The sequence below is a fragment of the Streptomyces sp. NPDC052236 genome, assembly GCF_044548015.1.
GTDB lineage: Bacteria > Actinomycetota > Actinomycetes > Streptomycetales > Streptomycetaceae > Streptomyces.
Map to the genome: position 1 here is coordinate 211,389 of NZ_JBIUBL010000008.1, position 26,315 is coordinate 237,703.

Sequence of the window (26,315 nt, forward strand, 5' to 3'; positions counted from 1 at the left end):
AAGAACATATGGGGCAGGAACATACATGATGGGACCGGCGCACTCTCTCTCCGGGGCGGCCGCTTGGCTTGGGGTGGGCGCGGCGACGGCCGCCGCCGGTCACCCGATGCCATGGCCGGTCCTCGTCGTCGGGGCGCTGATCTGCGCGGGTGCGGCGCTGGCGCCCGACCTGGACCACAAGGCGGCGACGATCTCGCGGGCGTTCGGCCCCATATCGCGCGGGCTGTGCGAGATCGTCGACAAGCTGTCGTACGCCGTCTACCAGGCGACGAAGAAGCCCGGCGACAAGCGCAGGACCGGCGGCCACCGCACGCTGACGCACACCTGGCTGTGGGCGGTCATGATCGGCGCGGGCGCGTCGGCGCTGGCGTTCACGGGGGGCCGGTGGGCGGTCCTGGTGATCCTCTTCATCCATGTGGTTCTGGCGGTGGAAGGCCTGCTGTGGCGTGCGGCGCGGGTCTCCAGCGACATACTGGTGTGGCTACTGGGCGCGACGAGCGCGTGGATCCTGGCGGACATCCTCAACAAGCCGGGCAACGGCTCGGACTGGCTGTTCACGTCCCCGGGCCAGGAGTACCTGTGGCTGGGCGTGCCGATCGTGCTGGGCGCGCTGGTCCACGACATCGGCGACGCGCTGACGGTGTCGGGCTGCCCGGTCCTGTGGCCGATCCCGGTGGGCCGCAAGCGCTGGTACCCGATCGGCCCGCCGAAGGCGATGCGGTTCAGGGCGGGGAGCTGGGTGGAGCTGAAGGTGCTGATGCCGGTGTTCATGCTGCTGGGGGGCGCGGGCGGGGCGGCGGCGCTCGGGGTGATCTGAATCCAGCCTCGCTGGGGGTACTCCCCCTGGCTTCGCCGGGGGCCCCCCCCATGCCGAAGGCCATGGGGGGAGATTGAGGCGCGGGGTTCGGGGCGGAGCCCCGACAAGGGCCCGAGGGCAAAATAAGCCCCGCCGGCGTTTGAGGCGCTGGGGGTCCCCCCACGCCCGCCGGGGCGTAGGGGGCGGGTTCGGGGGCCAGAGCCCCCGACAAGGGCCCGTCACACGGTGATGACCACCTTGGCTCGCGCGTGCTCCATTTCCAGATACCGGATCGCCTCGGGCGCCTCGCTCAACGGGTACGTCCGGTCGATGACCGGCCTGACCTTTCCGGACTGGGCGAGCTCCCGCAGCGCCGCCAGGTTCTCGCTGCGCGGCTTCGCCGTGAGGACGAGCAGCCGGTGCCGGACGAAGCGCGACAGCGCCTGCCCCTTGAAGATGAGGCCTATCGGCCCGAGGAAGCTGCCGCCGTCGGACACGCCCCCACCGGACAGAACCAGCGTCCCCGCTGGTGTCAGCGCACCCCGGAGCTCGCTCAGCGAACGGTTCCCCACCAGGTCGAACACGACGTCGTACCGCCGGCCGTTGCGGGTGAAGTCCTCGCTGGTGTAGTCGATGACGTAGTCCGCGCCAAGAGACTTGACCAGCTCCACATTTCTCGTACTGCACACACCGGTCACTTCCGCGCCGAACGCCTTGGCTATCTGTACGGCGAAGGTGCCCACGCCACCCGACGCGCCATTGACCAGGACCTGCTGTCCCGGCTGTACCCGCACCTGGTCGCGCAGGCCCATGAGCGCGGTGTTCCCCGCCAGCGGCACCGCCGCCGCCTGCTCGAACGTCAGGCCGGCGGGTTTGGTGTCCACCACATCCTGCGAGGCACACACATACTCGGCGAACGCTCCGTCGGCCTCGCCGTACACCTCGTCACCGGGGTGGAAACGCTTCACGTCCTTGCCGACCGCTTCCACCCGGCCCGCGAAGTCCGTGCCCCGGATCTTCGCTTTCGGCCTGCCGAGCCCGAGCGACAGGCGCGCCAGATACGGGTCGCCCCGCATGACGTGCCAGTCGCGCGCGTTGACCGTCGCCGCGTGGACCCGGACCAGCACCTCATGGCCGGCGGGCACCGGCTTGTCGACCTCTCTGAGTTCCAAGACGTCAGATGACCCGTACCGGTCCTGGACGATTGCCTTCATCGGGCCCCCGTAGCGGAAGTTCAGCACTGCTCAGGACCGTAGCCGAGCGGCCTCGGTGCGGGCATCAGGGACAAGCCCTAGGGCGTGTTTTAGAAGTCCCTCCCCCTGGACTTCGTCCGGGGGGACCCCCAGCCCCGCGACGCCTGGCACGCGCACTCGCGGTGTTGTCGGAGTCGCCCAAGTACTCCCCCAGAGCTTCGCCTGGGGGTGCCCCCACCGCCTTGCGATTGCACGCACCAGACGCCGCAGGGCCCGCCCCACGGGCGGACGGCGCTACTTCCAAAACACGCCCTAGGTGAGACCCTCAGGCGGCGTCAGCCGTGCCAGGACTGCCACAGCGCCGCGTACGCCCCCTCCGCCGCCACCAGTTCGTCGTGGTTGCCCAGTTCGGAGATCCGGCCCTCCTCGACCACCGCGATCACATCCGCGTCGTGCGCCGTATGCAGGCGGTGAGCGATCGCGACCACCGTGCGCCCGTCCAGGATCCGGGAGAGCGAACGCTCCAGATGACGCGCCGCCCGCGGGTCGAGCAGCGACGTCGCCTCGTCCAGCACCAGCGTGTGCGGGTCCGCCAGCACCAGGCGGGCCAGCGCGATCTGCTGCGCCTGGGCCGGGGTGAGGGCGAGCCCGCCCGAACCGACCTCGGTGTCCAGCCCGTCGTCCAGACCCCGGGACCAAGCGTCCGCGTCGACCGCGCCGAGCGCCGCCCACAACTCCGCGTCTTCCGCACCCGTACGGGCCAGCAGCAGATTGTCGCGCAGGGAGCCCACGAAGACATGGTGTTCCTGGTTGACCAGAGCCACATGCCGGCGAACGCGCTCCGCGGGCATCCGGGACAACTCGGCCTTGCCCAGGGTGACATGGCCCGCCCTGGGCGCGTAGATGCCCGCGAGCAGCCGACCCAGGGTCGACTTGCCCGCGCCGGACGGGCCGACCAGAGCGAGCCGGGTTCCGGGGGCCACGGCCAGCGACACCTGGTGCAGCACGTCCACACCCTCCCGGTAGCCGAAGTGCACGTCGTCCGCGCGGACATCGCGCCCGTCGGGGCTGACCAGCTCGTCGCCCGCGTCCGGTTCGATCTCGCGGACGCCCACCAGCCGGGCCAGCGACACCTGGGCCACCTGGAGCTCGTCGTACCAGCGCAGGATGATCCCGACCGGGTCGACCAGCATCTGCGCCAGGAGCGCGCCCGTCGTCAGCTGGCCGACGTCGAGCCAGCCCCGCAGAACGAACCAGCCGCCGATCATCAGCACCGAGGCGAGCACGGTGACATGCGTGAAGTTGATGACGGGGAAGAGGACCGACCGCAGGAAGAGCGTGTAGTGCTCCCACCTGGTCCACTCCCGCACCCGCTGGTCGGAGAGCGCAATACGCCGCGCGCCGAGGCGGTGCGCCTCGATGGTCCGGCCCGCGGCGACGGTCTCGGTGAGGACGGCGGCGACCGCCGCGTACCCCGCCGCCTCCGAGCGGTACGCGGACGGCGCCCGCTTGAAGTACCAGCGGCACCCCACCACCAGCAGCGGCGTGGCCACCAGCACCGCGAGCGCCAGCGGCGGCGCGGTCACCGTCAGACCGGCCATCAGCAGCGCCGCCCACACCACGCCGATGGCCAGCTGCGGCACGGCTTCGCGCATCGCGTTCGCCAGCCGGTCGATGTCGGTGGTGATACGGGAGAGCAGATCGCCCGTGCCCGCGCGCTCCAGCACACCCGGGGGCAGTCCCACCGCCCGGACGAGAAAGTCCTCACGCAGATCGGCGAGCATTTCCTCGCCGAGCATCGCGCCGCGCAGCCGCACCAGCCGTACGAACACGGTCTGGATGACGAGCGCGAGCGCGAAACCGCCGATGATCCACTCCAGTTGGAGTTCGCGCGCTCCGTCCGACAGCCGCTCCACCACGGAGCCGAGCAGATACGGGCCCGTCATGGACGCGATCACCGCGATCGCGTTGACGGTGATCAGCATGGTGAAGGCCCGCCGATGGCGGCGGAACAGCTCCCGCACATAGGACCGTACGGTGGCCGCGCTGCCGACGGGCAGAGTCGTCGCCGACTCCGGTGCCGCCGGGTCGTAATCCGGTGGCGCCATGCCGATCATGCCGACTCCTCTTCCATTATTTCTTTATCTATTTCTCGGTCTATTTCCTGATCCAGCTCTTCGAACGCCGCCAGTTCGTCGTCCGTCTCGCGGGTGACGACGGCCCGGTAGCGCGGCTCGCTGTGCAGCAGCTCGCGGTGTACACCCACGGCCACCACCGCGTCGTCGTCCAGCAGCACCACCCGGTCCGCGAGGTCGAGCAGCAGCGGCGACGAGGCGAAGACCACGGTCGTACGGCCCGTGCGCAGGCGCTTGACGCCTGCCGCGACCCGCGCCTCCGTGTGCGAGTCGACAGCCGACGTCGGCTCGTCAAGAACCAGCACCCCGGGGTCGGTCACCAGCGAACGGGCCAGCGCGAGGCGCTGCCGCTGACCGCCCGACAGGGAACGTCCGCGTTCGGTGATCCGCGTCCGCATCGGGTCGCCGTCGGCGTCCACGGACGCCTGGGCGAGCGCGTCGAGCACATCGCCGCACTCCGCCGCCGCCAACGCGTCCTCGGCCGGGACATTGCCGGAGGAGGGGACGTCGAGCAGCTCCCGCAGAGTGCCGGAGAGCAGCACCGGGTCCTTGTCCTGTACGAGGACGGCTCGCCGTGCCTCGTACAGCGCCAGGTCGTCCAGCGGGACCCCGCCGAGGAGTACGGACGCGGTCTCCGTTGCCGCCTCGGCGTCCTTCTCGGCGGCCGGGTGACCGCCGAGGCGTTCGGCCAGCAGTCCCGCCGCGTCCGGGTCGCCGCAGACCACGGCGGTGAACCGGCCGGCGGGGGCCAGCAGGCCGCTGACCGGGTCGTACAGATCGCCGCTGGGGCGGCCGTACTCCACCCCGGAGGGCTCCGTGGTGCGCCGCAGCGCCAGCACGCGCGCCGCGCGCTTCGCGGAGGGGCGGGAGAAGGAGAACGCCATGGCGATCTCCTCGAAGTTCCGCAGCGGGTAGTTCGTGAGCAGCACGGCGCTGTAGACGGTGACGAGTTCGCCCACCGTGATCTTCCCGTCGAGGGTGAGCCGCGCGCCGTAGCCGACCACCGCGATCAGCAGCAGACCCGGCAGCAGCACCTGGATCGCGGCGATCAGCGCCCACATGCGGGCGCTGCGGACGGCGGCCCTGCGCACCTCCTGGGAGGCGCGGCGGTAGCGGCCCAGGAACAGCTCCTCGCCGCCGATGCCGCGCAGCACGCGCAGGCCCGCGACCGTGTCCGAGGCCAGCTCGGTGGCCCTGCCCGCCTTCTCGCGCTGGACGTCCGCGCGCCGGGTGGCGCGGGGCAGCAGCGGAAGTACGGACAGTGCGAGGACCGGCACTCCGATCGCGACCATGAAGCCGAGAGCGGGCTGGTAGATCACCAGACCCACGGAGACCACGATCAGCGTGAGGGCAGCGGCGGCGAACCGGGAGAGCGCCTCGACGAACCAGCCGATCTTCTCCACGTCGCCGGTGGAGACCGCCACCACCTCGCCCGCGGCGACCCGGCGGGTCAGCACCGCGCCGAGCTCCGCGGTCCTGCGGGCCAGCAGCTGCTGGACGCGGGCGGCGGCGGTGATCCAGTTGGTGATGGCGGTGCGGTGGAGCATGGTGTCGCCAAGGGCGACGGCCACGCCGAGCAGCACGATCAGCCCGCCCGCGTACGCCAGTCGGCGGCCGGAATCGTCCACTACGGCCTGGACGGCGAGGCCCACGCCGAGTGGCATTCCGGCGATGCCGAGCTGGTGCAGCAGCCCCCAGAACAGGGACTTGAGCTGGCCCCCCAGCTGATTGCGGCCGAGCCACAGCAGGAATCGCGTGCCGGACCGGACGTCTGGATCACCTGGATCGGGATACGGAAGATCGCGAATCTGCATGACGTCCCAGGGCTCGAAAGGTTTGCTCAAACCGTGCAAGGTTCGCCTTTTGGAGCCCTCACCTGCAATCGATTTTTGTCCGCGGACACACAGAACGCGCCAAGGTCGATGGTGCTGCTGAGGCGTGACTGGGGGGCTGGGGCCGGGGAGGCCGGGCGGCGCGCGTGGTGTCAGCAGCGCGGCGGAGTGCCGTCGACCAGCGTGGAGAGCAGGCCGCCGAGCAGCTCACGCTGGTCGGTGGTCAGGGGGGACAGTATGTCCTCCGCGGCGGCGCGGCGGGCATAGCGCAGGGACTTGAGCGTGGCGCGGCCGGTGTCGGTGAGCTCGATCCGTATCACCCTGCGGTTGCTCGGGTCGGGCACGCGGCGCACCCGGCCGCTCGCCTCCAGGCCGTCGACCAGGCTCGTCACGGCGCGGGGGACCACCTCCAGGCGGGCGGCGAGATCGGTCATGCGCGGCGGGGCCTCGTAGTGCGCGACGGTGCGCAGCAGGCGGGACTGCGCCGGTGTGATCGCTATGTCGGCCGACTCCAGCTGCCGCTTCTGGCTGCGGTGCAGTCGCCGGGTCAAGCGCAGCAGCTGCTCGGCCAGCAGGCCGTCGGGGTCGGGTGCGTTCATGTTCGAACAGTATCAGGAGCACGTTCATTGTGAATAGAGGTAACAGTGAGCTATGCTCTCATAATCTTGCTGTTCTCTTTCATGTTCATGTCTTCAGTCTCTGCCCCCACTCGGACCCTGTCGAAGGAGCCCATGCACCCCGAATCCCAGCCACCCGCCGAGGTGCGCCGCATCCTTCGGCTATTCCGCCCCTACCGCGGCCGGCTGGCCGTCGTCGGCCTGCTCGTCGGCGCCGCGTCGCTCGTCTCGGTCGCCTCGCCGTTCATGCTGCGCGAGATCCTCGACACCGCCATCCCGCAGGGCCGCACCGGACTGCTCAGCCTCCTCGCGCTCGGCATGATCCTCACCGCCGTGATGACCAGCGTCTTCGGCGTGCTCCAGACGCTGATCTCCACCACCGTCGGCCAGCGCGTCATGCACGACCTGCGCACCGCGGTCTACGCCCAGTTGCAGAGCATGCCGCTCGCCTTCTTCACCAGGACCCGCACCGGAGAGGTCCAGTCGCGCATAGCCAATGACATCGGCGGAATGCAGGCGACCGTGACCTCCACCGCGACCTCCCTGGTCTCCAACCTCACGGCCGTGGTCGCCACAGTCGTGGCGATGCTCGCGCTGGAGTGGCGGCTCACCGCCGTCTCGCTGCTCCTGCTGCCGCTGTTCGTATGGATCAGCCGGCGGGTCGGCCGCGAGCGCAAGAAGATCACCACACAGCGGCAGAAACAGATGGCGGCCATGGCCGCCACCGTCACCGAGTCGCTGTCGGTCAGCGGCATCCTCCTCGGCCGCACCATGGGCCGGGCCGACTCACTCACCCGCTCCTTCGCGGAGGAGTCCGAGCGTCTCGTCGACCTCGAAGTGCGCTCCAGCATGGCCGGGCGGTGGCGGATGTCCACAATAGGCATCGTCATGGCGGCCATGCCCGCCCTCATCTACTGGGCAGCGGGGTTCGCGCTCCAGTCCGGCGGGCCCACCATCTCCATCGGCACGCTTGTCGCCTTCGTCTCGCTCCAGCAGGGCCTGTTCCGCCCCGCGGTGAGCCTGCTCTCCACCGGAGTGCAGATGCAGACCTCGCTCGCCCTCTTCCAGCGGATTTTCGAGTATCTCGACCTGCGGGTGGACATCACCGAGCCCGAGGACCCGGTCCGGCTCGACAAGATCTGCGGCGAAGTGCGCTTCGAAGACGTCGAGTTCGCGTACGACGACAAGCAGGCGCGGCCGACCCTCGACGGGATCGACGTCACGGTGGAGGCGGGCGGCAGCCTCGCCGTCGTCGGGCCCACCGGCTCCGGCAAGTCCACGCTCAGCTACCTGGTGCCGCGGCTGTACGACGTCACGGCTGGCAGGGTCACGCTCGACGGCGTTGACGTGCGCGACCTCGATTTCGACACCCTCGCCCGGGCAGTGGGAGTCGTCTCCCAGGAGACATATCTCTTCCATGCCTCCGTCGGCGACAATCTGCGCTTCGCCAAGCCGGATGCCACGGACGCGGAGATTCAGGCGGCGGCTCGCGCCGCGCAGATCCACGACCACATCGCGTCCCTGCCCGATGGCTATGACACCCTGGTCGGCGAGCGGGGCTACCGCTTCTCCGGCGGCGAGAAGCAGCGGCTCGCCATCGCCCGCACCATCCTGCGCGATCCGCCCGTCCTCATCCTGGACGAGGCGACCAGCGCCCTCGACACCCGTACCGAGTACGCGGTACAGCAGGCCATCGAGGCGCTTTCCGCGGGCCGTACCACCATCACCATCGCCCACCGGCTGTCCACCATCCGGGATGCCGACCAGATCGTGGTCCTCGACGCCGGGCGCATAGCGGAGCGCGGCACCCATGAGGAGCTGCTCGACCGGGACGGCCGGTACGCCGCGCTGGTGCGCAGGGACGCGCGGTTGACCTCCGTCGCACCCTGAGCGCCAGGGTCTCAGGCCAGGGCGGGTTCCCGTTCCTCCAGCAGCCGCTTGAGTTCGCGGACCGCTGCCCGGCCCGCCCTGTTGGCGCCGATGGTCGAGGCCGAAGGCCCGTACCCGACGAGATGGACGCGGGCGTCCCGTACCGCGCGCGTGCCCTCCAGCCGGATGCCGCCGCCCGGCTCGCGCAGCCGCAGCGGCGCGAGATGGTCGATCGCCGCGCGGAAGCCGGTCGCCCAGAGGATCACATCCGCCTTCACCGTCCGCCCGTCGTCCCAGGCGATCTCGGTCGGCGTGATCCGGTCGAACATCGGCAGCCGGTCCAGGACCCCGCTCTCGCGGGCCCGCCGTACGGCGTCATTGACGGGCAGACCGGTCACGGAGACCACGCTCTTCGGCGGCAGTCCGCGCCGTACCCGCTCCTCCACCATGGCCACCGCCTCCCGGCCGGCGTCCTCGTTGAAGGGGCCCTCGCGGAAGACGGGCGGCCGTCGCGTCACCCAGGTCGTGTCCGCCGCCACCTCCGCGAGCTCCATCAGATGCTGGGTCCCGGAGGCGCCACCGCCCACCACGACCACGCGCTGCCCGGCGAACGCCCCGGGTCCGGGGTAGTCCACGGTGTGCAACTGCCGCCCCCGGAAGGTCTCCTGGCCCGGGTAGCGCGGCCAGAACGGGCGGTCCCAGGTGCCGGTCGCATTGATCAGCGCCCGGGCCGCCCACGTCCCCTCGGAGCTCTCAACGAGCAGCCGCCCGAGCCCGCTCTCGCTCCCGGTCCCGGTCCCGGTCCCGTCGTCGCGTACCGCGGTGACGTCGATGGGCCGGCGCACCTTCAGGCCGAAGCGCTCCTCGTACGCGGCGAAGTACTCACCGATCACCTCGGACGAGGGCCGCCCGTCGTCGGCGCCCGTCAGCTCCATGCCCGGCAGTGCGTGCATGCCGTGCACCTTGCCGTACGTCAGTGAGGGCCAGCGGAACTGCCAGGCGCCACCCGCCCGCGGGGCGTGGTCGAGCACCACGAAATCGCGGTCCGGCTCCAGCCCGACGCGCCGCAGATGGTAGGCGCCGGCCAGCCCCGCCTGCCCGGCGCCGATGACGACCACGTCCACGCTGCGTACCCCGAAGTTGTTCACGTTTCTACCAACCGGGGCTGTGCCCTGGATCTTCCCGCGCACTTTCGCGGAAGGAAGCGGAAGGAAAGTGAGCACGGCCCACAGTGCGTACAGCGACGATCCAAGACGAAGGGAGATCTGGTCGACCCTGACGAAACACGCCTGGGTTCCATGCTGGATGCGCCGGATAAGCGGAGGGCTCAACTCCGCGTAGTGAAGGAGGGCCTGGACTCCAGGGTGGCGGGAGAACGGATCATCTTTGCCGTTCGGGCGGCGCGGGCCAGGGACGAGGCCCAACGACATCGCATGGCGCACCCAGGAGGGCGCGGCATCCAGCCGCCCCTTTCGGAGCGTAGGGGAGCGGCTACCCGACGCGTCGCCGGTTTGGCCCGAGCACCCCACCCGCCGCTCGCACCAGGGCCCGCGAGCTAGGACTTCACGTAGGAATCTTCCCAATGGCGAGACGTCATGGTCAGTTGCCCTCTGGGGGTGCCGGGAGTGGTAGCGGGCGTGGCGGCACGGGGGTGGACACCACGATCGAGGTCGTGGTTTGACCGAAGATCAGGAACCTGTCGATGATCCCCTCAAGCCCTTCGATGGACGGAGCGTGGACCTTCAGGTAGAAGCAGTCCTCCCCGGTGACCCGGTGGCATTCGACCACCTGCGGAGTGCTGCGGGCGGCTTCGGCGACCTTCGGCAACTGACCGGGACCCGGCCGGACGCGCAGAAGAGCGGTCACCGGCATGCCGAGCGAGGACGGGTCGACGTTCATCCGGAAACCGGTGATGACGCCGGTCCTTTCCAGGCGTTGGACCCGTTCCGTGACCGCGGGCGCGGACATCCCGACCCGGCGGGTCAGCTCCGACATGGACACGCGCGGATCGCCGTGCAGCTCGGTCAGCAGCCGCACGTTGACGGCGTCAAACAGGCGCATTCGCTCGTCGTAGGCGTTCTGGCTGTTTGGGCTTGATTCTCCAGGCACTTGGCTCCTCTCACCTTAAAAGAGCCATTCGTTTTCGCAGCCCTTGTCCAGAAGATAATGGCATGAAGTCGATCTCGACACCGGTCGGTGTCCAACGGCCGACGCCGGTACAGCTCCCCCTGGGACAGGCGCCGCCCCAGGCGTTCTTCGCCGTCAGCGCGATCTTCCATTACCTCGGTCCAGCCATGGCCGTACTGCTGTTCGCCCACTTGAATGTGCTCGGGGTCGCCTGGCTGCGGATCGCCGGCGCGGCCGTGGTGTTCGCGGTGTGGCGTCGGCCGTGGCGGCTGATGAGGGGGCTGACGTGGGATCGGCTCCGGATCCTGATCGGGCTCGGCGTGGTGCTGGCCGCGATGAGTACCACGTTCTACCTGGCCGTGTCGCGGCTCCCGCTGTCCACCGTCGGCGCGATCGAGTTCCTCGGGATCATCGTGCTGGCCGCCATCGGCGTACGGACCCGGCGCAATGTTCTCGCGCTCGCGCTCGCATTGGGAGGCGTATTCGCCCTCACCGACATCCGGCTCGTCGGCGAACCACTCGGATTCACCTTCGCCTTCGTCAACTGTGTGCTGTTCATGCTGTACGTGATCCTCGGCCACCGCATCGCGAACACCGGACCTGCCGACACCAACGCCAATGCCGACGGCTGGAGCATCGTCGATCAGCTCGGCGCCGCGATGCTGATTGCCGCGGTGATCGCGACACCCATCGGCATCGGCGGTGCCGCCACGGCTTTCACCCATCCCGGCTGGCTGCTCGCCGGCCTGGGCATCGGCATCTGCTCCTCGGTCATCCCCTACGTGACCGACCAGCTAGCCATGACCCGGCTGCGCCGGTCCACCTTCGCGCTCATGCTCAGCATTCTGCCGGCCACCGCCACTGTGATGGGCCTCATCGTGCTCGCCCAACACCCCACCCACCAGGACCTCGCAGGCATCGCACTGGTCATCGGCGCGGTCGCGATCCACCAGCAACAAGACCAGACGCATCGAGACCAGACACATCAAAGGGAGACAGCGTGAAGTACACCCGGCTCGGCACTTCGGGTCTGAAGGTGTCACGGATTGGCCTGGGCATGATGAGCTACGGCGACCCGGACCCGGCCGATCAGAAATGGATGCTCCGCGAGGACGCGGCCGAGCCCATCGTCCGGCGTGCGGTCGAGGCCGGCGTGACATTCTTCGACACCGCCGACATGTACTCGCTGGGCCGGAGCGAGGAGATCACCGGACGGCTGCTCACCAAACTCTTCCCGCACCGCGACGACTACGTGCTCGCCACGAAGGTCTACTTCCCGATGGGGCCGGGCCCCAACGACGGTGGTCTGTCCCGCAAGCACATCATGGCGAGCATCGACGCCTCGCTGCGGCGGCTGAAGACCGACCATGTGGACCTCTACCAGATCCACCGCTGGGACTACGAGACCCCGATCGAGGAGACCATGGAAGCGTTGTACGACGTCGTGCAGTCCGGGAAGGCTCGCTACATCGGCGCGTCCAGCATGTTCGCCCATCAGTTCGCCAAGGCCCAGTACACCGCACGGGCGGCGGGCTGGACCAGGTTCGTGTCCATGCAGAACCACTACAACCTGGTGTACCGGGAGGAGGAACGGGAGATGAATCCGCTCTGCCTCGACGAAGGGGTTGGAGTCATCCCCTGGAGCCCACTGGCGCGCGGGCTGCTCGCGGGTTCGCGTAGGCGGGACGGTGAACAGCGCACCGTTCGCGCCGGGAACGACGCCCTGGCCGAAGAGTTCTACACGGAGGCCGACTTCGACGTGGTCGACGCGGTCGCGGCCATCGCCAACGAGCGGGGGCTGCCGATGGCACAGATCGCGCTGGCATGGCTGTTGAGCAAGCCCGTGGTCAGCGCGCCCATCGTGGGGGCCACCAAGCCGGCCCACCTGGACGACGCGGTCGCGGCGGTGGACGTGGCGCTGACCGATGGGGAGATCGCCCGGATGGAGCAGCCCTACCAGCCACACCCGGTACGTGGCCACAGCTGACGTCGGCGCCGGGTGACCCCTGGGCCGGTCGGACGGAGTCGGTAACGGGCAGCTCAGCCGGCCGGAGAGCAGCGTGATTACGCGGCGGCCGAGACGCTTATGGCCTGGGCCCGTTTATATGGAGACTGGGCCGCCCGGTTCCGGAGATGGGGCCGGAGCAGGGACTTCACAGCGGCCACCCGTTGGTCTGCCCGGCCGGATTGGATCAGTGGGTAATCGTCCAGCACGCGGCCCCAGGTGGAACACGCGGCCACGACGGACAGGCGGAGGCGAGCGTCTGGCAGTCGGGACCGCGCCGGTTGTGGGATGAGGTGGAGGCGGCCTACCGCTGGTGGGTCGACTGCGGCCAACCGGGCCCCACTCCGGACGTGGGTCGGGGAGTGACCCGCCAGGATTTGGCCAGGCGGACGCATGGGTCCGATGGGTCCCTCGAATTCGCCGGAGACGGGGGTCCTTTGTTGTGTCCGGTGGGCGGTCACCCCAGGAAGGACAACCGGACCTGCCGCTGGGTGTTGTCCCGGTTCGTGTCCACCAGGACCACGGATTGCCATGTACCAAGTTCCAGAGCTCCACCGATCACGGGCAGCGTTGCGTGTGGCGGCACGATGGCGGGGAGAACGTGGTCCCGTCCGTGGCCGGGTGAGCCGTGGCGATGCTGCCAACGGTCATCGGCGGGGAGAAGGGAGTGGAGCGCCGCCAGGAGGTCACGGTCACTGCCCGCGCCGGTTTCGATAAGGGCCAGGCCGGCCGTGGCATGGGGTGTGAAGACGTTGAGGAGTCCGTCCCGTCCCTGGGCAACGTCCCGCAGGAATGACGCACACGCCTCGGTCAGGTCGTGCACGGACTCCGTGGAGCCGGTCGTCACGTCGATGATCCGCGTAGTGAAGGTGTCAGCCATAAGCTCTATCCTCGCGCCTCGGCCCTTCCCGGGCAGGACTGGAGGGGGCCGGTTCCGTGTCCGGGGTCAGGGGGCCGGCTCCTGGGTCAGGAGCCGGAGGTCTCGGAGGGTAGGGAGGGTTCTTTCCTCACTTTCTTACAAACCACTTCGGTTGCTCCCGTAGGGAGCGATCCCGTGTGACCAGCGCAGGGTCACCGGCTCTGCCTGGTGGACACCAACCGCGACAACTCCGACCGTAAGGTACGGCTGAGTTTCCTCGGCTGAGCGGGATCGCCCAGGGGAAACACGCGAATTCTGATAAAGAAACGTCCTTTGGTTGCCGAAGGGTAAAAACTCGTTTGCGATTTGGCTCCGGATGGCGCCCTCACTTTCCTTCGGGTGGTCCTGTGTGGCTCGATTCAGACCCTTTAACATGGACATGTAAAATTTACACAGCTCTGTCGCATGGTCATCAGTGTTTCGAAAGTGTCAGCTGTGAGTAACCCTGCCGGGGACTTTGGCAGACTTGTAATGCTTTGGTCCGAGTAGCGTAGTGACTGAATGCAATTGGTCCGGTTTTCGGTTCTTGGGGTCCGATGGGGACTGGCCGAATCGATTCGATGGCGTACTGGAAATCCTCTGCCGCGTTGACCGGTGAGTAATATGGCGCTAGTTTCCAGTCGATTCGTTGTCTGTAGGCAGCAATTCCCCCCACCGTGCAGTTTCACCGATTATTCGGAGAATCATGACGTCTGCTGTGCGCGCCGAGGACATGATCATTGGAGTCACCCCGTTCGGTGAACCCGAAGCCAGGCTCGCCGCGGCCGTCAGTCGCGCCGGCGGGCTCGGGGTGCTTGACCTGGGGTCCGGCGACCGAAGAGCCAGAGAGGCGGTGGTGCGACTCCGGCGCTGGGCGCCCGGTCCGTTCGGTGTGCGGGTCGGAGCGCACTGCCGGTTCGATCCCGCAGAACTCGCTACGGGAAAGACAGGAAAGACGGGAAAGACCGGAAAAACTGGAAAGGGAGAAAGGGCAGGAAAGAGGAGCGACGGTGGCCTCCATACTGTGATCCTTGGCGTGGACTCGGCGTGGCACGTCAGCGATGTCGCCGTGGAGTACCGAGTGCTGGTCGAGATCACGGACCTGGACCAGGCTCTGGAAGCCGTCCGCGCCGGAGCGCACGGGCTGGTCGCCCGTGGCAGTGAGAGCGGCGGCCGGACAGGAGAGCTGAGCACCTTCGTCCTGTTGCAGCAACTGCTCGCCGAGCCCCGGATGACCCTCCCCGTCTGGGCATGTGGCGGCATCGGCCCCCGTACGGCGGCAGCCGCCGTGGCCGGCGGAGCGGCGGGGGTCGTGCTGGACAGCCAGCTGGCGCTGCTGGCCGAGTCCGGGCTTCCGGAGGCGACGGCCGCGGCGCTGCGCTCCATGGACGGCTCGGAGACCGTCGTCGTGGCCGGGCACCGGGTGCTGCACCGCCGTGGTCCGGACTCCCCGCGGGCACCTGCCGACGGGCCGGTGCCGGTGTCGGAGCTGCTGGGCGCCCAGGATCTGCGTACCCAGCTGCTGCCGGTCGGGCAGGACGGCTTCCTCGCCGCCCGCTTCGCCGAGCGATGGGGCGACGCCGGGCAGGTGGTCCGTGCCCTGACCACCGCCGTACGGGACGCCGTACGCGACGACGTTCCGGCCGGGGCACTGCGTACGGGTTCCCCGATGAGCCGGGCACTCGGCACCCGAGTACCCGTCGCCCAGGGGCCGATGACCAGGGTCAGCGATCAGGCACGATTCGCTGCCGCCGTCGCCGGGGACGGTGCCCTGCCGTTCATCGCGCTGGCGCTCGCGAGCGGTGAGCAGGCGCGTACGGTGCTGGAGGAGACCCGCGCCGCCGTGGCCGGGCAGCCCTGGGGCGTCGGGGTGCTTGGCTTCGCGCCGGAGGAGACCAGGAACGCCCAGCTCGAAGCCGTACGGGAGATACGGCCCACTCACGCGATCATCGCGGGCGGGCGGCCGTCCCAGGCCGAGGCGCTGGAGCGGGCCGGGATCAGAACCTTCCTGCACGCGCCGTCGCCGGGGCTGCTCCGGCAGTTCCTGGACGCCGGAGCCCGCAGATTCGTCTTCGAGGGCTCCGAGTGCGGCGGCCATGTCGGGCCGCGCTCCAGTTTCCCGCTGTGGGAGGCGCAGCTCGCGGTGCTGGAGGACTTCCTGGACGGCGCGGACGCGGACACGGCCGCATGTGTCGAGGTGTTCTTCGCGGGCGGCGTCCACGACGAGCGCTCGTCGGCGATGGTCGCCGCGCTCGCCGCTCCGCTGACCGCACGTGGTGCCGCCGTCGGCGTACTCATGGGAACCGCCTACCTGTTCACCGAGGAGGCCGTGGCATGCGGAGCGGTCCAGCCCCTTTTCCAGCAGCAGGTCGTCACCGCGACCCGGACCGCGCTGCTGGAGACCGCACCCGGCCACGCCACCCGCTGTGTCCCCAGTCCGTTCAGCGAGGGCTACCGGGAACGCGAAGCCGAACTGCGGGCCCAGGGTGTGACGGACCGGCGGATCTGGGAGGAACTGGAGCGGCTCAACGTCGGGCGGTTACGGATCGCCAGCAAGGGGGTCGAGCGGGACGCCACCGGTGAGTTGGCGACCGTCGCCGAGGAACGCCAGCTCGCCGAGGGCATGTTCATGGCCGGGGACGTGGCCGTGCTGCGTTCGGCGACCACCACGATCCACGCGCTGCACCGGTCCGTGTCCACCGGCGCGGCGGATTTCCTCGCCGGACGTGGAGCGCTGCTCCGTGAACGGCTGGGTGTGGACACGGTCGAAGAGCCGGCGGCGCCCCAGCCACTGGATGTGGCTGTGGTCGGCATGGCCTGCATGTTCGCGCAGGCTCCCGACCTCGCCGCCTTCTGGGCGAACATCCTCGGCGGCCACGACGCCGTTGGCGAGGTCCCGCCCGACCGCTGGGATCCCGATGTGCACTACGCGCCGGAGGCGGGCGGCGCCACGCTGTCGAAGTGGGGCGGCTTCCTGCCGCGGATCCCCTTCGACCCGCTCCGCTACGGCATTCCGCCAACCTCGTTGGGGAGCATCGAGCCCGTACAGCTGCTGGCGCTGGAGGCCGCGCGGCGTGCGCTGGAGGATGCCGGATACGGAGAGCGGGGGCGGGTGTTCGACCGCTCGCGCACCTCCGTGGTCTTCGGCGCCGAAGCGGGCAGCGACCTCTCCAACGCCGCCACCCTGCGTGCGGTGCTGCCGTCGTACTACGGGGAGGTTCCCGGGGGTCTGGACGGGCAGCTGCCCCGGCTGACCGAGGACTCCTTCCCCGGCATGCTGTCCAATGTCATCTCGGGCCGGATCGCCAACCGGCTGGACCTCGGCGGGGCCAACTACACCGTCGACGCGGCGTGCGCGTCGTCGCTGGCCGCGGTCGACGTCGCGTGCAAGGAACTCGTCGGCAACACCAGTGATGTCGTCCTGTGCGGCGGCGCCGACCTGCACAACGGGATCAACGACTACGTCCTTTTCTCCTCGGTGCACGCCCTCTCCCCAACCGGCCGGTCGAGGGCCTTCGACAGCTCGGCGGACGGTATCGCCCTGGGCGAGGGCGTCGCCTGCGTCGTGCTCAAGCGGCTCGCGGACGCCGAACGGGACGGTGACCGTGTCTACGGCGTGATCAAGGGGGTCGGCAGTTCCAGCGACGGCCGCTCGCTCGGCCTCACGGCGCCCCGCCCCGAGGGGCAGCGCGCCGCGCTGCAGCGGGCCTACCGTAACGCGCGGATCTCACCCGCCGACGTCGGCCTGGTCGAGGCCCACGGCACCGGAACCGTGGTCGGTGACCGTACCGAACTGTCCATCCTGAGCGAGGTGTTCACCGCGTCGGGGGCCAAGGCGGGCGGGTGCGCGCTCGGCTCGGTCAAGTCGCAGATCGGGCACACCAAGTGTGCAGCCGGTCTCGCGGGCCTGATCAAGACCGTTCTGGCCCTGCACACCGGCGTCAAGCCACCCACCCTGCATGTGGAGCGGCCGAACGCGGCGTGGCAGGAGGAGAGCAGCCCGTTCGTCTTCCACACGCGGGCACGGCCCTGGGCGGTCCCGGCGGAGGAACGCGTCGCCGGGCTGAGCGCGTTCGGCTTCGGCGGAACCAACTTCCACGTCGTGCTCAGGGCACACGCGGACGCCGCACCGCCCGCCCACGGCCTGGACGCCTGGCCCGCCGAGCTGTTCACCTTCCGCGGGACGAGCCCGGCGGCGGCGCGGCGGGCGGTCGAGGACGTACTGCGGGCCGCCGAGGCCGACGGCCGGCCGTGGCGGCTGCGCGACCTCGCACTGAGCGCGTCCCGCCGCTCCGACGCCCGTCACGACCCGGTTCAGGTGGCGGTCGTCGCCACGGACGTCGACTCGCTGATCGGCCAACTGCGCCGGGCTCTGGCGGGCGAGCACGATCCGGTGGGGGGCATCCACCTTGCGGGCGGCCCGTTCGCAGGCCCGGGGCGCGCGACGGGTACGTACGCCGGGTCGGAGGCCAAGGGTACGGCGACGGGGGACGCCGGACAGGCCCCGGCCGGTCCGCGTGAGCCGGCGGCAGCCGAGGGCGTCGAGGGCGTCGAGGGCAAGGTCGCGTTCCTGTTCCCCGGGCAGGGCAGTCAGCGGCCCGGGATGCTCGCGGACGTGTTCATCGCTTTTCCCGAGCTTCAGCACTATCTGCAACTCGGCCGTGACCATGCCGACGCGCTGTACCCGCCCACCGCCTTCGACGATGCCACCCGTGAGCGCCGGCAGAACGGGCTCACCGACACCCGGGTCGCCCAGCCCGCGCTGGGCATCGCCGGACTCGCCGCCCACGCTCTGCTCACCGAGGCCGGAGTGCGGCCGGACATGGCGGCCGGGCACAGTTACGGGGAACTGGTCGCCCTCTGCGCCGCCGGCGCGATCGGACCGGAGGCGCTGCTGGAGCTCAGCGCCGAGCGGGCGGCGGCGATCCTCTCGGCCGCCGGCGCGGACCCGGGAACCATGGCCGCCGTCGCGGCCGGTGCCGAAGACGTCGAACGGGCCCTGCGCGCGGCGGACGCACCCGTATCGGTCGTCGTCGCCAACCACAACTCGCCCCGGCAGACCGTGATTTCCGGCCCGACGGAGGCGGTCACCACCACCGTGACGCTGCTGCGCGCGGCTGGGTACGGCGCACAAGGCATCCCCGTGGCCTGTGCGTTCCACAGCCCGCTGGTGGCCGGTGCCGGAGAACGGTTCGCCCGGGCACTCGCGGGCCGGCCCGTTCGTCCGCCCGAGTTCCCGGTGTGGTCCAACCGCACCGCCACCCCCTACGGCGCCGACGCCGACGCGGTCCGCGCGGAACTCGCCGCCCAGATCGGTGCCCCGGTCGGGTTCGTCGCGCAGATCGAGGCGATGTACGAAGCCGGGGCGAGGATCTTCGTCGAGGCCGGCCCGGGCTCCGTGCTCACCCGTCTGGTCACGCAGATCCTCGGCGACCGCCCGCACCGCACCGTCGCGTGCGAGCCGCGCCGTGACAGCGGCCTGCGGGGATGGCTCGACGCACTGGCTCAACTGGCTGTCGCGGGGTTGCCGGTGCGCACGGGGTGGCTGTTCCGGGGGCGCGACGCCGTGGACGCGGCCCGGACCCCGGTGCCCAGGCGGCCCGGCTGGACGGTCGACGGGCAACTCGTCCGTACCGCCGCCGGAGAGCTTCTCCCCGGTGCGCTCGCACCGGCCCGACGCGTTGTGGAGACGACTGTGACGACAAGCCACGCGAACCACGCGAACCACGCGGACGGCGTCCCGGCCCCGGCCAACAGAGACGCGCTGATCTCCGAATTCCTGCGCACCAGCCGGGAGATGGTGGCCGCGCAGCGCGACGTGCTGCTGACCTACTTCGGCGCCGCACCGGGGGAGCGGATCCCCGCGCCCGCGGCGGTGGGCCCCCTCCCGCAGGCCGTACCGGCTGCTGAGCTTACGGTGGCCCAGCAGCCGGTACCGCAACCGATACCGCAGCCTGCGCCTGCCCCCGGAGTGGTCTCGGAGGCGGATGTGCTGTCGGTGGTGCTGGAGATCATCAGCGAGCGCACCGGTTATCCCATCGACATGATCGAGCCCGACCTCGACCTGGAGGCCGACCTCAGCATCGACTCGATCAAGCGGGCCGAAATCGCCGGTGAACTGGCCAAGCGCCTGGGAGCCGGGGGCGGCGTGGACATCGCAGGTCTTGACGACGCGGAGCTGGAGGATCTGGCGAAGGCCCGTACGGCGGCCTCCGTGACCGGCTGGCTCGCCGCGCGCCTGGCCACGCCCGGTGAGCAGCCGGAGCGGGCCGAGGAGGCCGAGGAAACGCGGGAGCCGTCGGTGGTGACCGGCGAGGCGCCGAAACGGTTCCAGCTCCGGCCGGTTCTCCTGGAGCAGCAGTACGCCAATGGCAATGGCTCGGTCGACCCGTCCTCCGTACTGGCCGGAAAGCGGTTTGTCCTCCTCGGTGACGACGACGAGGGCCTGTCCCGGGAGGTCTCGGCCCGGCTCGCCGAGCACGGTGCCGACGCCGTGCCCCTCGGCCGGGAGCACCTGCTCACCGACGTGGACGGCCAGGTCGACGGGGTGCTCTACCTCGACTCCCTCGCCGTCGCCCGGCCACCGGTACTGCCCGACGCCTTCCCCGTCTTCCAGGCCGCCCTGCGCCGCGGCCCGCGCTGGCTGCTCGCCGCACGGCCCGCGGACGGGGACGGGGACTCCCGGAACCTCCGGTCGGCGGGGCTGCACGGCCTGTTCCGTACCGTCGTGCGCGAGTACCCGCAGACCGTCGCGCGGGTCGTCGACCTCGACGACACCACGCCCGCCGCGGTCGCCGACGCGCTGCTCGCCGAACTGCTCGCGCCGGACCCTGCCCCGGTCGTCCTGCGCACCGCGTCCGGCCGCCACGGTCTTGAGCTCGTGGAGACACCGCTGGGCGCCCTTGGCACCACCGGTGCCGGACCGGCCGGCGACGGAGCCGCCGAGGCCGCCGCCATCGGTCTCGACCGTGACTGTGTGGTGCTGCTGGTCGGCGGGGCCCGCGGCATCACCGCGAAGTTCGCCGCCGCGCTGGCCGCGGCATCCCGGTGCCGTATCGAACTGCTCGGCAGGACACCCGCGCCGACCGGCCCCGAGGATCCGGCGACCTCCGCCGCCCGCACCCCGGCCGAACTACGCGCGGCGCTCGCCGCCCACGCGGGCGGCGGCGGCCTCTCACCGGCCGACATCAACCGGAGCGCCGGGATCGTCCTGGGCCAGCGGGAGATCACCGCCACCCTGGAGGAGCTCACGGCGCTCGGCAGCCGGGCCCGCTACCGTTCCGTGGATTTCCGGGAGCAGGACGCGGCACTTCAGGCGGTGAAGGAGATCCACGCCGACCACGGCAGGCTCGACGGCGTCGTCTACGCGGCCGGGGTGATCGAGGACCGGCTGATCGCCGAGAAGACCGCCGAGTCCTTCCAGCGGGTGTACGCCACGAAGACGAGCGGCGCCGAGACCCTGCTGAGCGCGTTGGATGAACTGCCGAACGGGCCCGCGTTCGCCGTACTGTTCGGCTCCATCTCCGCCGCGCTCGGCAACCGGGGCCAGGTGGACTACGCCGCCGCCAACGACGCCCTTCAGTGGATCGGGGCCTCCTGGGCCGCCCGCACCGGCCACCGGGCGCTGACGGTGCACTGGGGACCGTGGGCGCCCACCGGCGCTCACACCGGCATGGTGACCCCGGAACTCGGCAGGGAGTACGCCAGGCGCGGGGTCAAGCTGATCGATCCGGAGGAGGGGACCGCGGCGCTGTTGCGCGAACTCGCCTGGGGCGACGAGTCGGCCGGAGCCGTCGTCTACACCTCGTCGGGCTGGTGAGGGCGACATGACGAAACGTCAACTGCCGTCTGCTGTCGGGATCGCGATCGTAGGGATGGCGGTGCTGTTACCCGGTGCCGCCGACCTCGACGCGTACTGGCGGAACCTGCTGGACGGTTCGGACGCGATCACCGACGTACCCGAGGGGCGGTGGGACGCCGACTACTACCGTCCGGACTCCGCGACCGGGCCGGCCGTCGCCGACCAGGTGTACTGCCGGCGCGGCGGGTTCGTGGACGGCCTGGCGGACGTGGAGGTCACCCGGTTCGGAATCATGCCGAACTCGGTGGCGGGCACGGAACCCGACCAGCTCATCGCCCTGAACGTGGCCGCCGCCGCCATCGCCGACGCGGGCGGCGAGGACCGGCTGCCCGACCGGCACCGCATCGGTGTCGTCCTCGGCCGGGGCGGCTATCTCACCCCTGGCCTGGTCCGCCTCGACCAGCGGGTCCGCACCGCCGGCCAACTTGTCCGTACGCTCGGCGAGTTGCTGCCGGACCTGGATACCGGGCAGCTCGACCGGGTGCGAGCGGCGTTCACCGAACGACTCGGGCCCGACAGTCCCGAGTCGGCCATCGGCCTGGTGCCCAACCTCGCGGCCTCGCGGGTCGCCAACCGCCTCGACCTGCGCGGCCCCGCCTACACGGTGGACGCCGCCTGCGCGTCGTCGCTGGTCGCCGTCGACCAGGCGGTGGGCGAACTGGCCTCGGGGCGCTGCGACCTGATGCTCGCGGGGGGCGTGCACCACTGCCATGACATCACGCTGTGGTCCGTCTTCTCGCAGTTGCGCGCGCTCTCTCCGAGCCAGCGGATCCGTCCCTTTCACCGCGGCGCCGACGGCATCCTGATCGGCGAGGGCACCGGCGTGGTCGCGCTCAAAAGACTGGCCGACGCCGAACGCGACGGCGACCGCGTCTACGCCGTCATCCGGGGCACCGGTGTGGCGAGCGACGGCCGCGCCGCCGGTCTCGTCAACCCCGACCCCGGCGGTCAGACGCACGCCGTACGCCAGGCATGGCGGGCGGCGGGCCTCGACCCCGCCCTGCCCGGGGCGATCGGCCTCCTTGAGGCCCACGGCACCGCGACTCCGGCCGGGGACGCGGCCGAACTGGCCACCGTGGCCGAGGTGTTCGGCCGCCCTGGTGGTGGCGACCGCGCGGTGATCGGTTCGGTGAAGTCGATGATCGGCCACACGATGCCCGCCGCGGGAGTGGCGGGCCTGGTCAAGGCCGCCCTCGCCGTCCACCACGGAGTGCTCCTGCCGACGCTCCACTGCGACGACCCGCACCCCGCGCTCGCGGCGACCCGTTTTCGTACGCTGAAGCAGGCGACACCCTGGGAGACCACTCCCGAACAGCCGGTGCGCCGGGCGGCCGTGAACGCGTTCGGTTTCGGCGGGATCAATGCCCACGTCGTACTGGAGGAGGCGCCCGGTGCACGGGTGCCGCGCTCCGTGAGCGCTTCCCCGACCGCTTCCCCGACCGTTTCGCCGACTGTTTCGCCGACTGTTTCGGCGACTGTTTCGGCGACTGCTTCCGTCGCCGAGCCTGAGCAGGTGCTCATGCTCGCCGCCGACAGCCCCGAGCGCCTCGCCGCCCTGCTGGAAGCCGACGACTCAGCCGTGCTCGCTGCCGGTCTCGACCCCGGGCGTACGCATCCGCATGCCGGCCGCGCCCGGCTCGGCATCGTCGACCCGACCGCCAAGCGGCTCGCCCTGGCCCGCAGAGCGGTCGCCACAGGGTGTGCCTGGCACGGCCGCAGCGACGTCTGGTTCACACCAAGACCCTTGCTCAGGGACGGGAAGCTGGCTTTCGTCTTCCCGGGCCTCGAAGGCGACTTCGAACCCCGTGTCGATGACATCGCCGCCCACTTCGGCCTTTCCGGCATCCTGGGATCCACTCCGTCCGTCGGAGACGTGGGCCGGCACGGATTCGGTGTCGTCGGCGTGGGCCGGCTCCTCGACAGCGCGCTGCGCCGCATGGGCATCGTCCCGGACGCGGTGGCCGGGCACAGCATCGGGGAGTGGACGGCGATGGTGGCGGCCGGGATGTACGCCGGGGACGAGGTGAGCGACTTCATGGCGTCCTTCGACCCCGACACACTGACTGTTCCGGGCCTGTCCTTCGGCGCCATCGGGGCACCCGCCGGGCGAGTGCTGGGCGCCCTCGCCGACGGGTGGACGGATGCCGGAATCGTGCTGTCCCACGACAACGCGCCGAGCCAGTCGATGGTGTGCGGACCGGACGAAGCCGTGGCGGAGTTCGTACGCTCCCTCCGCGCCCAGGGTGTACTCAGCCAGGTGCTGCCCTTCCGGTCCGGATTCCACACGCCGATGCTGAAGCCTTACCTCGCGCCCATCGAGGAGGCCGCGAACCGGTTCCGGCTGCATCCGCCGTCCGTGCCCCTGTGGTCGGGGACGACCGCGTCCCTGTTCCCGGAGGGCGAGGCAGCGGTGCGCGAGCTGTTCATCAGGCACCTGCTGGAACCGGTCCGCTTCCGGCAGCTCATCGAGGCCATGTACGCGGCGGGCCACCGGGTCTTCATTCAGGTCGGTACCGGGCAGCTCGGCTCACTCATATCGGACACTCTGAGCGACCGCGACCGCGACCGCGACCCCGACCGCGACCCCGACCGCCACCGCGAGCACCTGGTCGTCGCGGCCAACTCGACCCACCGCACCGGACTCGCCCAGCTCTCCCGGGTGGCGACGGCGCTGTGGACGGCGGGGATGGCGGTCGCTCCGCAGCTGCCGAAGGCCAGTCGCGCGGCCATGGGCGCCGTGCGGGGAGACCGGCGGCCGGTCCGGCTCGATCTGGGCGGGGCACTTGTCTCGCTCGGCGACCGCGCCCTCGCGCAGCTGCGTGCCGAGCTGCGCGGCGGGCTTCCGGGTGCCGCTCCCGTGAAGGCGGTCGCCGCTGTCCCGTCGTCGCCGTTGGACGCGCTTGCCGTACGTATGCCGGTCGCCGCCGAGCTGAGCGCGCTGCTGCGCGACACAGCGGACGCGGCCGTCGAGCTGATCGCCGCAGGCAGTCGTCGCCCTGGGCGCCCTGGTCGCACCGCCCGCCCTGCCTCGCCGCCCCCTATCCCCGTCTCGGCACCTGCCCCGGCCGAGGGGTGGCGCACCGTCGTGCGCGTGTCCTCGGAAACGATGCCGTACCTGCTCGACCACTGTTTCTTTCCGCAGCGGCCGGGCTGGCCCGATGTGGCGGACCGCTGGCCGGTGGTCCCGGCCACCACGATCGTCCACCACATCATGGAGGCGGCGCGGCAGGCGGCCCCCGGCACGTGCGCGGTCGCCGTGCACGGGGCCCGGTTCGACCAGTGGCTGACCGCCGCGGCGCCCGTCGACGTACCGGTCACCGCCGTGGCCGACGGTCCGGGCCGCCTCGCGGTCTCGTTCGGCCCGCGGGCCCGTGGTGTGGTCGAGCTCGCCGCCCACTACCCGGCGACACCGCCCGCCCCATGGCGTACGAACCCCGCCTCCGAACGCGCCCCCGAGCACAGCGCGGCCCAGCTCTACGACGAGCGCTGGATGTTCCACGGACCCGCGTTCCAGGGAGTCACCGAGCTCACCGCGATCGGCGACACCCACGTACGAGGTCTGATCACCACGCCCCCGGCTCCCGGTGCGCTGCTGGACAACGTGGGCCAGCTCCTCGGGTACTGGATCATGGCGACCCACACCCGGCGGACTGTCGTGTTCCCTGTCCAGATGCGGCACATGCGGTTCTACGGGCCGCACCCGCGCCCCGGGACCGCTGTGGAGTGCCTGGTGAGGATCACTTCTCTCACCGACACCGTGCTCGAAGCCGACGTACAGCTGGTCGTCGGGGGCGAGGTGTGGGCGGAGCTCACCGGCTGGCAGGACCGCCGCTTCGACAACGACCCGCAGACCAGGCCCGTCGAGCGTTTCCCCGAGCACAACACCCTCTCGCAGGCGCGGCCCGGCGGCTGGGCGCTGCTCCACGAGCGCTGGCCCGATCTCGCCTCGCGTGAGCTGATCATGCGCAACTCCCTCAGCGCCGCCGAGCGTTCCGAGTACGAACAGCACGCTCCCCGTGGTCGCAGGCAGTGGCTGCTCGGCCGGATCGCGGCCAAGGACGCCGTACGGCAGTGGCTCTGGGACCACGGTGAGGGACCGGTCTTCCCGGCGGAGATCCGGGTGCGCAACGACGAATCGGGGCGCCCGTACGTCACCGGGGTGCACGGCCGGATTCTGCCCCCGCTGGACATCTCGCTGGCCCACTGCGCGGAGGCCGGGGTCGCGATCGTACGGCCCGCCCCGACCGTACGGCCGCACGCCACCACCGGACCGGGGCCCGGAATCGACATCGAAGAGGTGGCCGAGCGGGATGCGCAGACCCTCGCCGTCGCCCTCGGCGAGGACGAGCTCGGGCTGTTGCGCGCTCGGTGCGCCGCTACCTCAGAGCCCGAGGCGCTGTGGTTCACCCGGTTCTGGGCCGCCAAGGAAGCGGTCGCCAAGGCGGAGGGCACCGGGTTCCGCGGGCGTCCGCGGGACTTCACCGTGCTCGAAGCGGCGGCCGGTGACCGGCTGGTGGTCTCCGGGCCCGAACGCGTCTACACGGTCCGCTGCGAGCCGACTGGAAACCCCCCGGGCCTGCCGGACAGGAACTACGTCGTGGCCTGGACGCAGGGACCGACAGACCATGACCACGCCCACGTCCACGTCCACGACGAGGAGAGCGTTCGATGACCGACGACCTGACCAGGACGGACGACGAGTCCGTACTCGCCGACATCACCGGCATGCTCGCGACGCTCCTCGACGAGTACGGCCTTGACGACGTCGGGATCGGCATGGAGACCACGTTCACCCGCGATCTGGAACTGGAGAGCATCGACCTCGTGACCCTGGCGGGGCTTTTGGAGGAGCGATACGGCGGACAGGTCAACTTCGCCGAGTTCCTGGCCGGTATGGAGTTGGACGAGATCATCGAGCTCAGCGTCGGCAGGCTGGTCGAGCACGTGGTGCACAGCCTCAAAGCAGCGGCGGCGGGCTGAGC

The 26,315-nt window shown here is 70.6% G+C and carries 14 protein-coding genes; 7 read left to right on the forward strand and 7 right to left on the reverse strand.

The genetic code is table 11. The features are described from left to right. Positions 1–25: 25 nt before the first annotated feature. The gene (locus tag ACIHCQ_RS16265; protein ID WP_399662408.1) at positions 26–817 is read left to right on the forward strand and encodes a metal-dependent hydrolase; all 792 of its coding nucleotides are present in this window, start codon (positions 26–28) and stop codon (positions 815–817) included. Positions 818–1,035: 218 nt separating this feature from the next. Here the strand turns inward: ACIHCQ_RS16265 and ACIHCQ_RS16270 are convergent, their stop codons facing one another. From ACIHCQ_RS16270 to ACIHCQ_RS16285, 4 genes are all read right to left on the reverse strand, one after another. Continuing rightward, positions 1,036–2,010 (reverse strand): NAD(P)-dependent alcohol dehydrogenase, encoded by a 975-nt coding sequence (locus ACIHCQ_RS16270; protein WP_399662587.1) that lies wholly within the window; start codon positions 2,008–2,010, stop codon positions 1,036–1,038. A gap of 314 nt (positions 2,011–2,324) precedes the next feature. After that, positions 2,325–4,106, reverse strand: a complete 1,782-nt coding sequence (locus ACIHCQ_RS16275; RefSeq protein ID WP_399662410.1) for an ABC transporter ATP-binding protein — start codon at positions 4,104–4,106, stop codon at positions 2,325–2,327. Then, complete coding sequence (locus ACIHCQ_RS16280; RefSeq protein WP_399662588.1) at positions 4,103–5,938, reverse strand: ABC transporter transmembrane domain-containing protein; 1,836 nt, start codon at positions 5,936–5,938, stop codon at positions 4,103–4,105. Before ACIHCQ_RS16280 ends, ACIHCQ_RS16275 begins: the two co-directional genes overlap by 4 nt. A gap of 170 nt (positions 5,939–6,108) precedes the next feature. After that, positions 6,109–6,555, reverse strand: coding sequence for a MarR family winged helix-turn-helix transcriptional regulator (locus ACIHCQ_RS16285; protein ID WP_399662412.1), 447 nt, complete (start codon positions 6,553–6,555; stop codon positions 6,109–6,111). An 87-nt stretch (positions 6,556–6,642) separates the two neighbouring features. On the opposite strand from ACIHCQ_RS16285, the gene ACIHCQ_RS16290 reads away from it, so the two are divergent. Beyond that, positions 6,643–8,463, forward strand: coding sequence for an ABC transporter ATP-binding protein (locus ACIHCQ_RS16290; RefSeq protein ID WP_399662413.1), 1,821 nt, complete (start codon positions 6,643–6,645; stop codon positions 8,461–8,463). An 11-nt stretch (positions 8,464–8,474) separates the two neighbouring features. On the opposite strand, the gene ACIHCQ_RS16295 is transcribed toward ACIHCQ_RS16290, so the two are convergent. Both ACIHCQ_RS16295 and ACIHCQ_RS16300 read right to left on the reverse strand, forming a co-directional pair. Further along, positions 8,475–9,590 carry an NAD(P)-binding domain-containing protein gene (locus ACIHCQ_RS16295; protein ID WP_399662415.1) on the reverse strand — a complete coding sequence of 372 codons (1,116 nt, stop codon included), beginning with the start codon at positions 9,588–9,590 and terminating at the stop codon, positions 8,475–8,477. A gap of 451 nt (positions 9,591–10,041) precedes the next feature. After that, on the reverse strand, positions 10,042–10,503 hold the full coding sequence (locus ACIHCQ_RS16300; protein ID WP_399662417.1) for an Lrp/AsnC family transcriptional regulator: 462 nt from the start codon (positions 10,501–10,503) through the stop codon (positions 10,042–10,044). A gap of 26 nt (positions 10,504–10,529) precedes the next feature. On the opposite strand from ACIHCQ_RS16300, the gene ACIHCQ_RS16305 reads away from it, so the two are divergent. Both ACIHCQ_RS16305 and ACIHCQ_RS16310 read left to right on the forward strand, forming a co-directional pair. Next, complete coding sequence (locus tag ACIHCQ_RS16305; protein ID WP_399662418.1) at positions 10,530–11,573, forward strand: EamA family transporter; 1,044 nt, start codon at positions 10,530–10,532, stop codon at positions 11,571–11,573. Further along, a complete protein-coding gene (locus ACIHCQ_RS16310) occupies positions 11,570–12,556 on the forward strand; it encodes an aldo/keto reductase (protein WP_399662420.1) in 987 nt (328 codons plus the stop codon). The genes ACIHCQ_RS16305 and ACIHCQ_RS16310 overlap by 4 nt, the downstream gene beginning before the upstream one ends. A gap of 475 nt (positions 12,557–13,031) precedes the next feature. On the opposite strand, the gene ACIHCQ_RS16315 is transcribed toward ACIHCQ_RS16310, so the two are convergent. Then, positions 13,032–13,454 carry a YjbQ family protein gene (locus ACIHCQ_RS16315; RefSeq protein ID WP_399662422.1) on the reverse strand — a complete coding sequence of 141 codons (423 nt, stop codon included), beginning with the start codon at positions 13,452–13,454 and terminating at the stop codon, positions 13,032–13,034. 724 nt (positions 13,455–14,178) lie between these two features. On the opposite strand from ACIHCQ_RS16315, the gene ACIHCQ_RS16320 reads away from it, so the two are divergent. The 3 genes from ACIHCQ_RS16320 to ACIHCQ_RS16330 are packed head-to-tail and all read left to right on the forward strand — an operon-like array spanning position 14,179 to position 26,313. Next, complete coding sequence (locus ACIHCQ_RS16320) at positions 14,179–21,291, forward strand: SDR family NAD(P)-dependent oxidoreductase (RefSeq protein WP_399662423.1); 7,113 nt, start codon at positions 14,179–14,181, stop codon at positions 21,289–21,291. Positions 21,292–21,298: 7 nt separating this feature from the next. Continuing rightward, a complete protein-coding gene (locus ACIHCQ_RS16325; RefSeq protein WP_399662425.1) occupies positions 21,299–26,005 on the forward strand; it encodes a beta-ketoacyl synthase N-terminal-like domain-containing protein in 4,707 nt (1,568 codons plus the stop codon). Further along, a complete protein-coding gene (locus ACIHCQ_RS16330; protein WP_399662426.1) occupies positions 26,002–26,313 on the forward strand; it encodes a phosphopantetheine-binding protein in 312 nt (103 codons plus the stop codon). Before ACIHCQ_RS16325 ends, ACIHCQ_RS16330 begins: the two co-directional genes overlap by 4 nt. The last annotated feature ends 2 nt before the right edge of the window (positions 26,314–26,315 follow it).

Excerpts from the sequence above, each read along its gene's own strand:
- ACIHCQ_RS16265 (WP_399662408.1), top strand. The coding sequence starts at position 26 with ATGATGGGACCGGCGCACTCTCTCTCCGGGGCGGCCGCTTGGCTTGGG.
- ACIHCQ_RS16270 (WP_399662587.1), bottom strand. The coding sequence starts at position 2,010 with ATGAAGGCAATCGTCCAGGACCGGTACGGGTCATCTGACGTCTTGGAA.
- ACIHCQ_RS16275 (WP_399662410.1), bottom strand. The coding sequence starts at position 4,106 with ATGATCGGCATGGCGCCACCGGATTACGACCCGGCGGCACCGGAGTCG.
- ACIHCQ_RS16280 (WP_399662588.1), bottom strand. The coding sequence starts at position 5,938 with ATGCAGATTCGCGATCTTCCGTATCCCGATCCAGGTGATCCAGACGTC.
- ACIHCQ_RS16285 (WP_399662412.1), bottom strand. The coding sequence starts at position 6,555 with ATGAACGCACCCGACCCCGACGGCCTGCTGGCCGAGCAGCTGCTGCGC.
- ACIHCQ_RS16290 (WP_399662413.1), top strand. The coding sequence starts at position 6,643 with ATGTCTTCAGTCTCTGCCCCCACTCGGACCCTGTCGAAGGAGCCCATG.
- ACIHCQ_RS16300 (WP_399662417.1), bottom strand. The coding sequence starts at position 10,503 with ATGCGCCTGTTTGACGCCGTCAACGTGCGGCTGCTGACCGAGCTGCAC.
- ACIHCQ_RS16315 (WP_399662422.1), bottom strand. The coding sequence starts at position 13,454 with ATGGCTGACACCTTCACTACGCGGATCATCGACGTGACGACCGGCTCC.
- ACIHCQ_RS16320 (WP_399662423.1), top strand. The coding sequence starts at position 14,179 with ATGACGTCTGCTGTGCGCGCCGAGGACATGATCATTGGAGTCACCCCG.
- ACIHCQ_RS16325 (WP_399662425.1), top strand. The coding sequence starts at position 21,299 with ATGACGAAACGTCAACTGCCGTCTGCTGTCGGGATCGCGATCGTAGGG.
- ACIHCQ_RS16330 (WP_399662426.1), top strand. The coding sequence starts at position 26,002 with ATGACCGACGACCTGACCAGGACGGACGACGAGTCCGTACTCGCCGAC.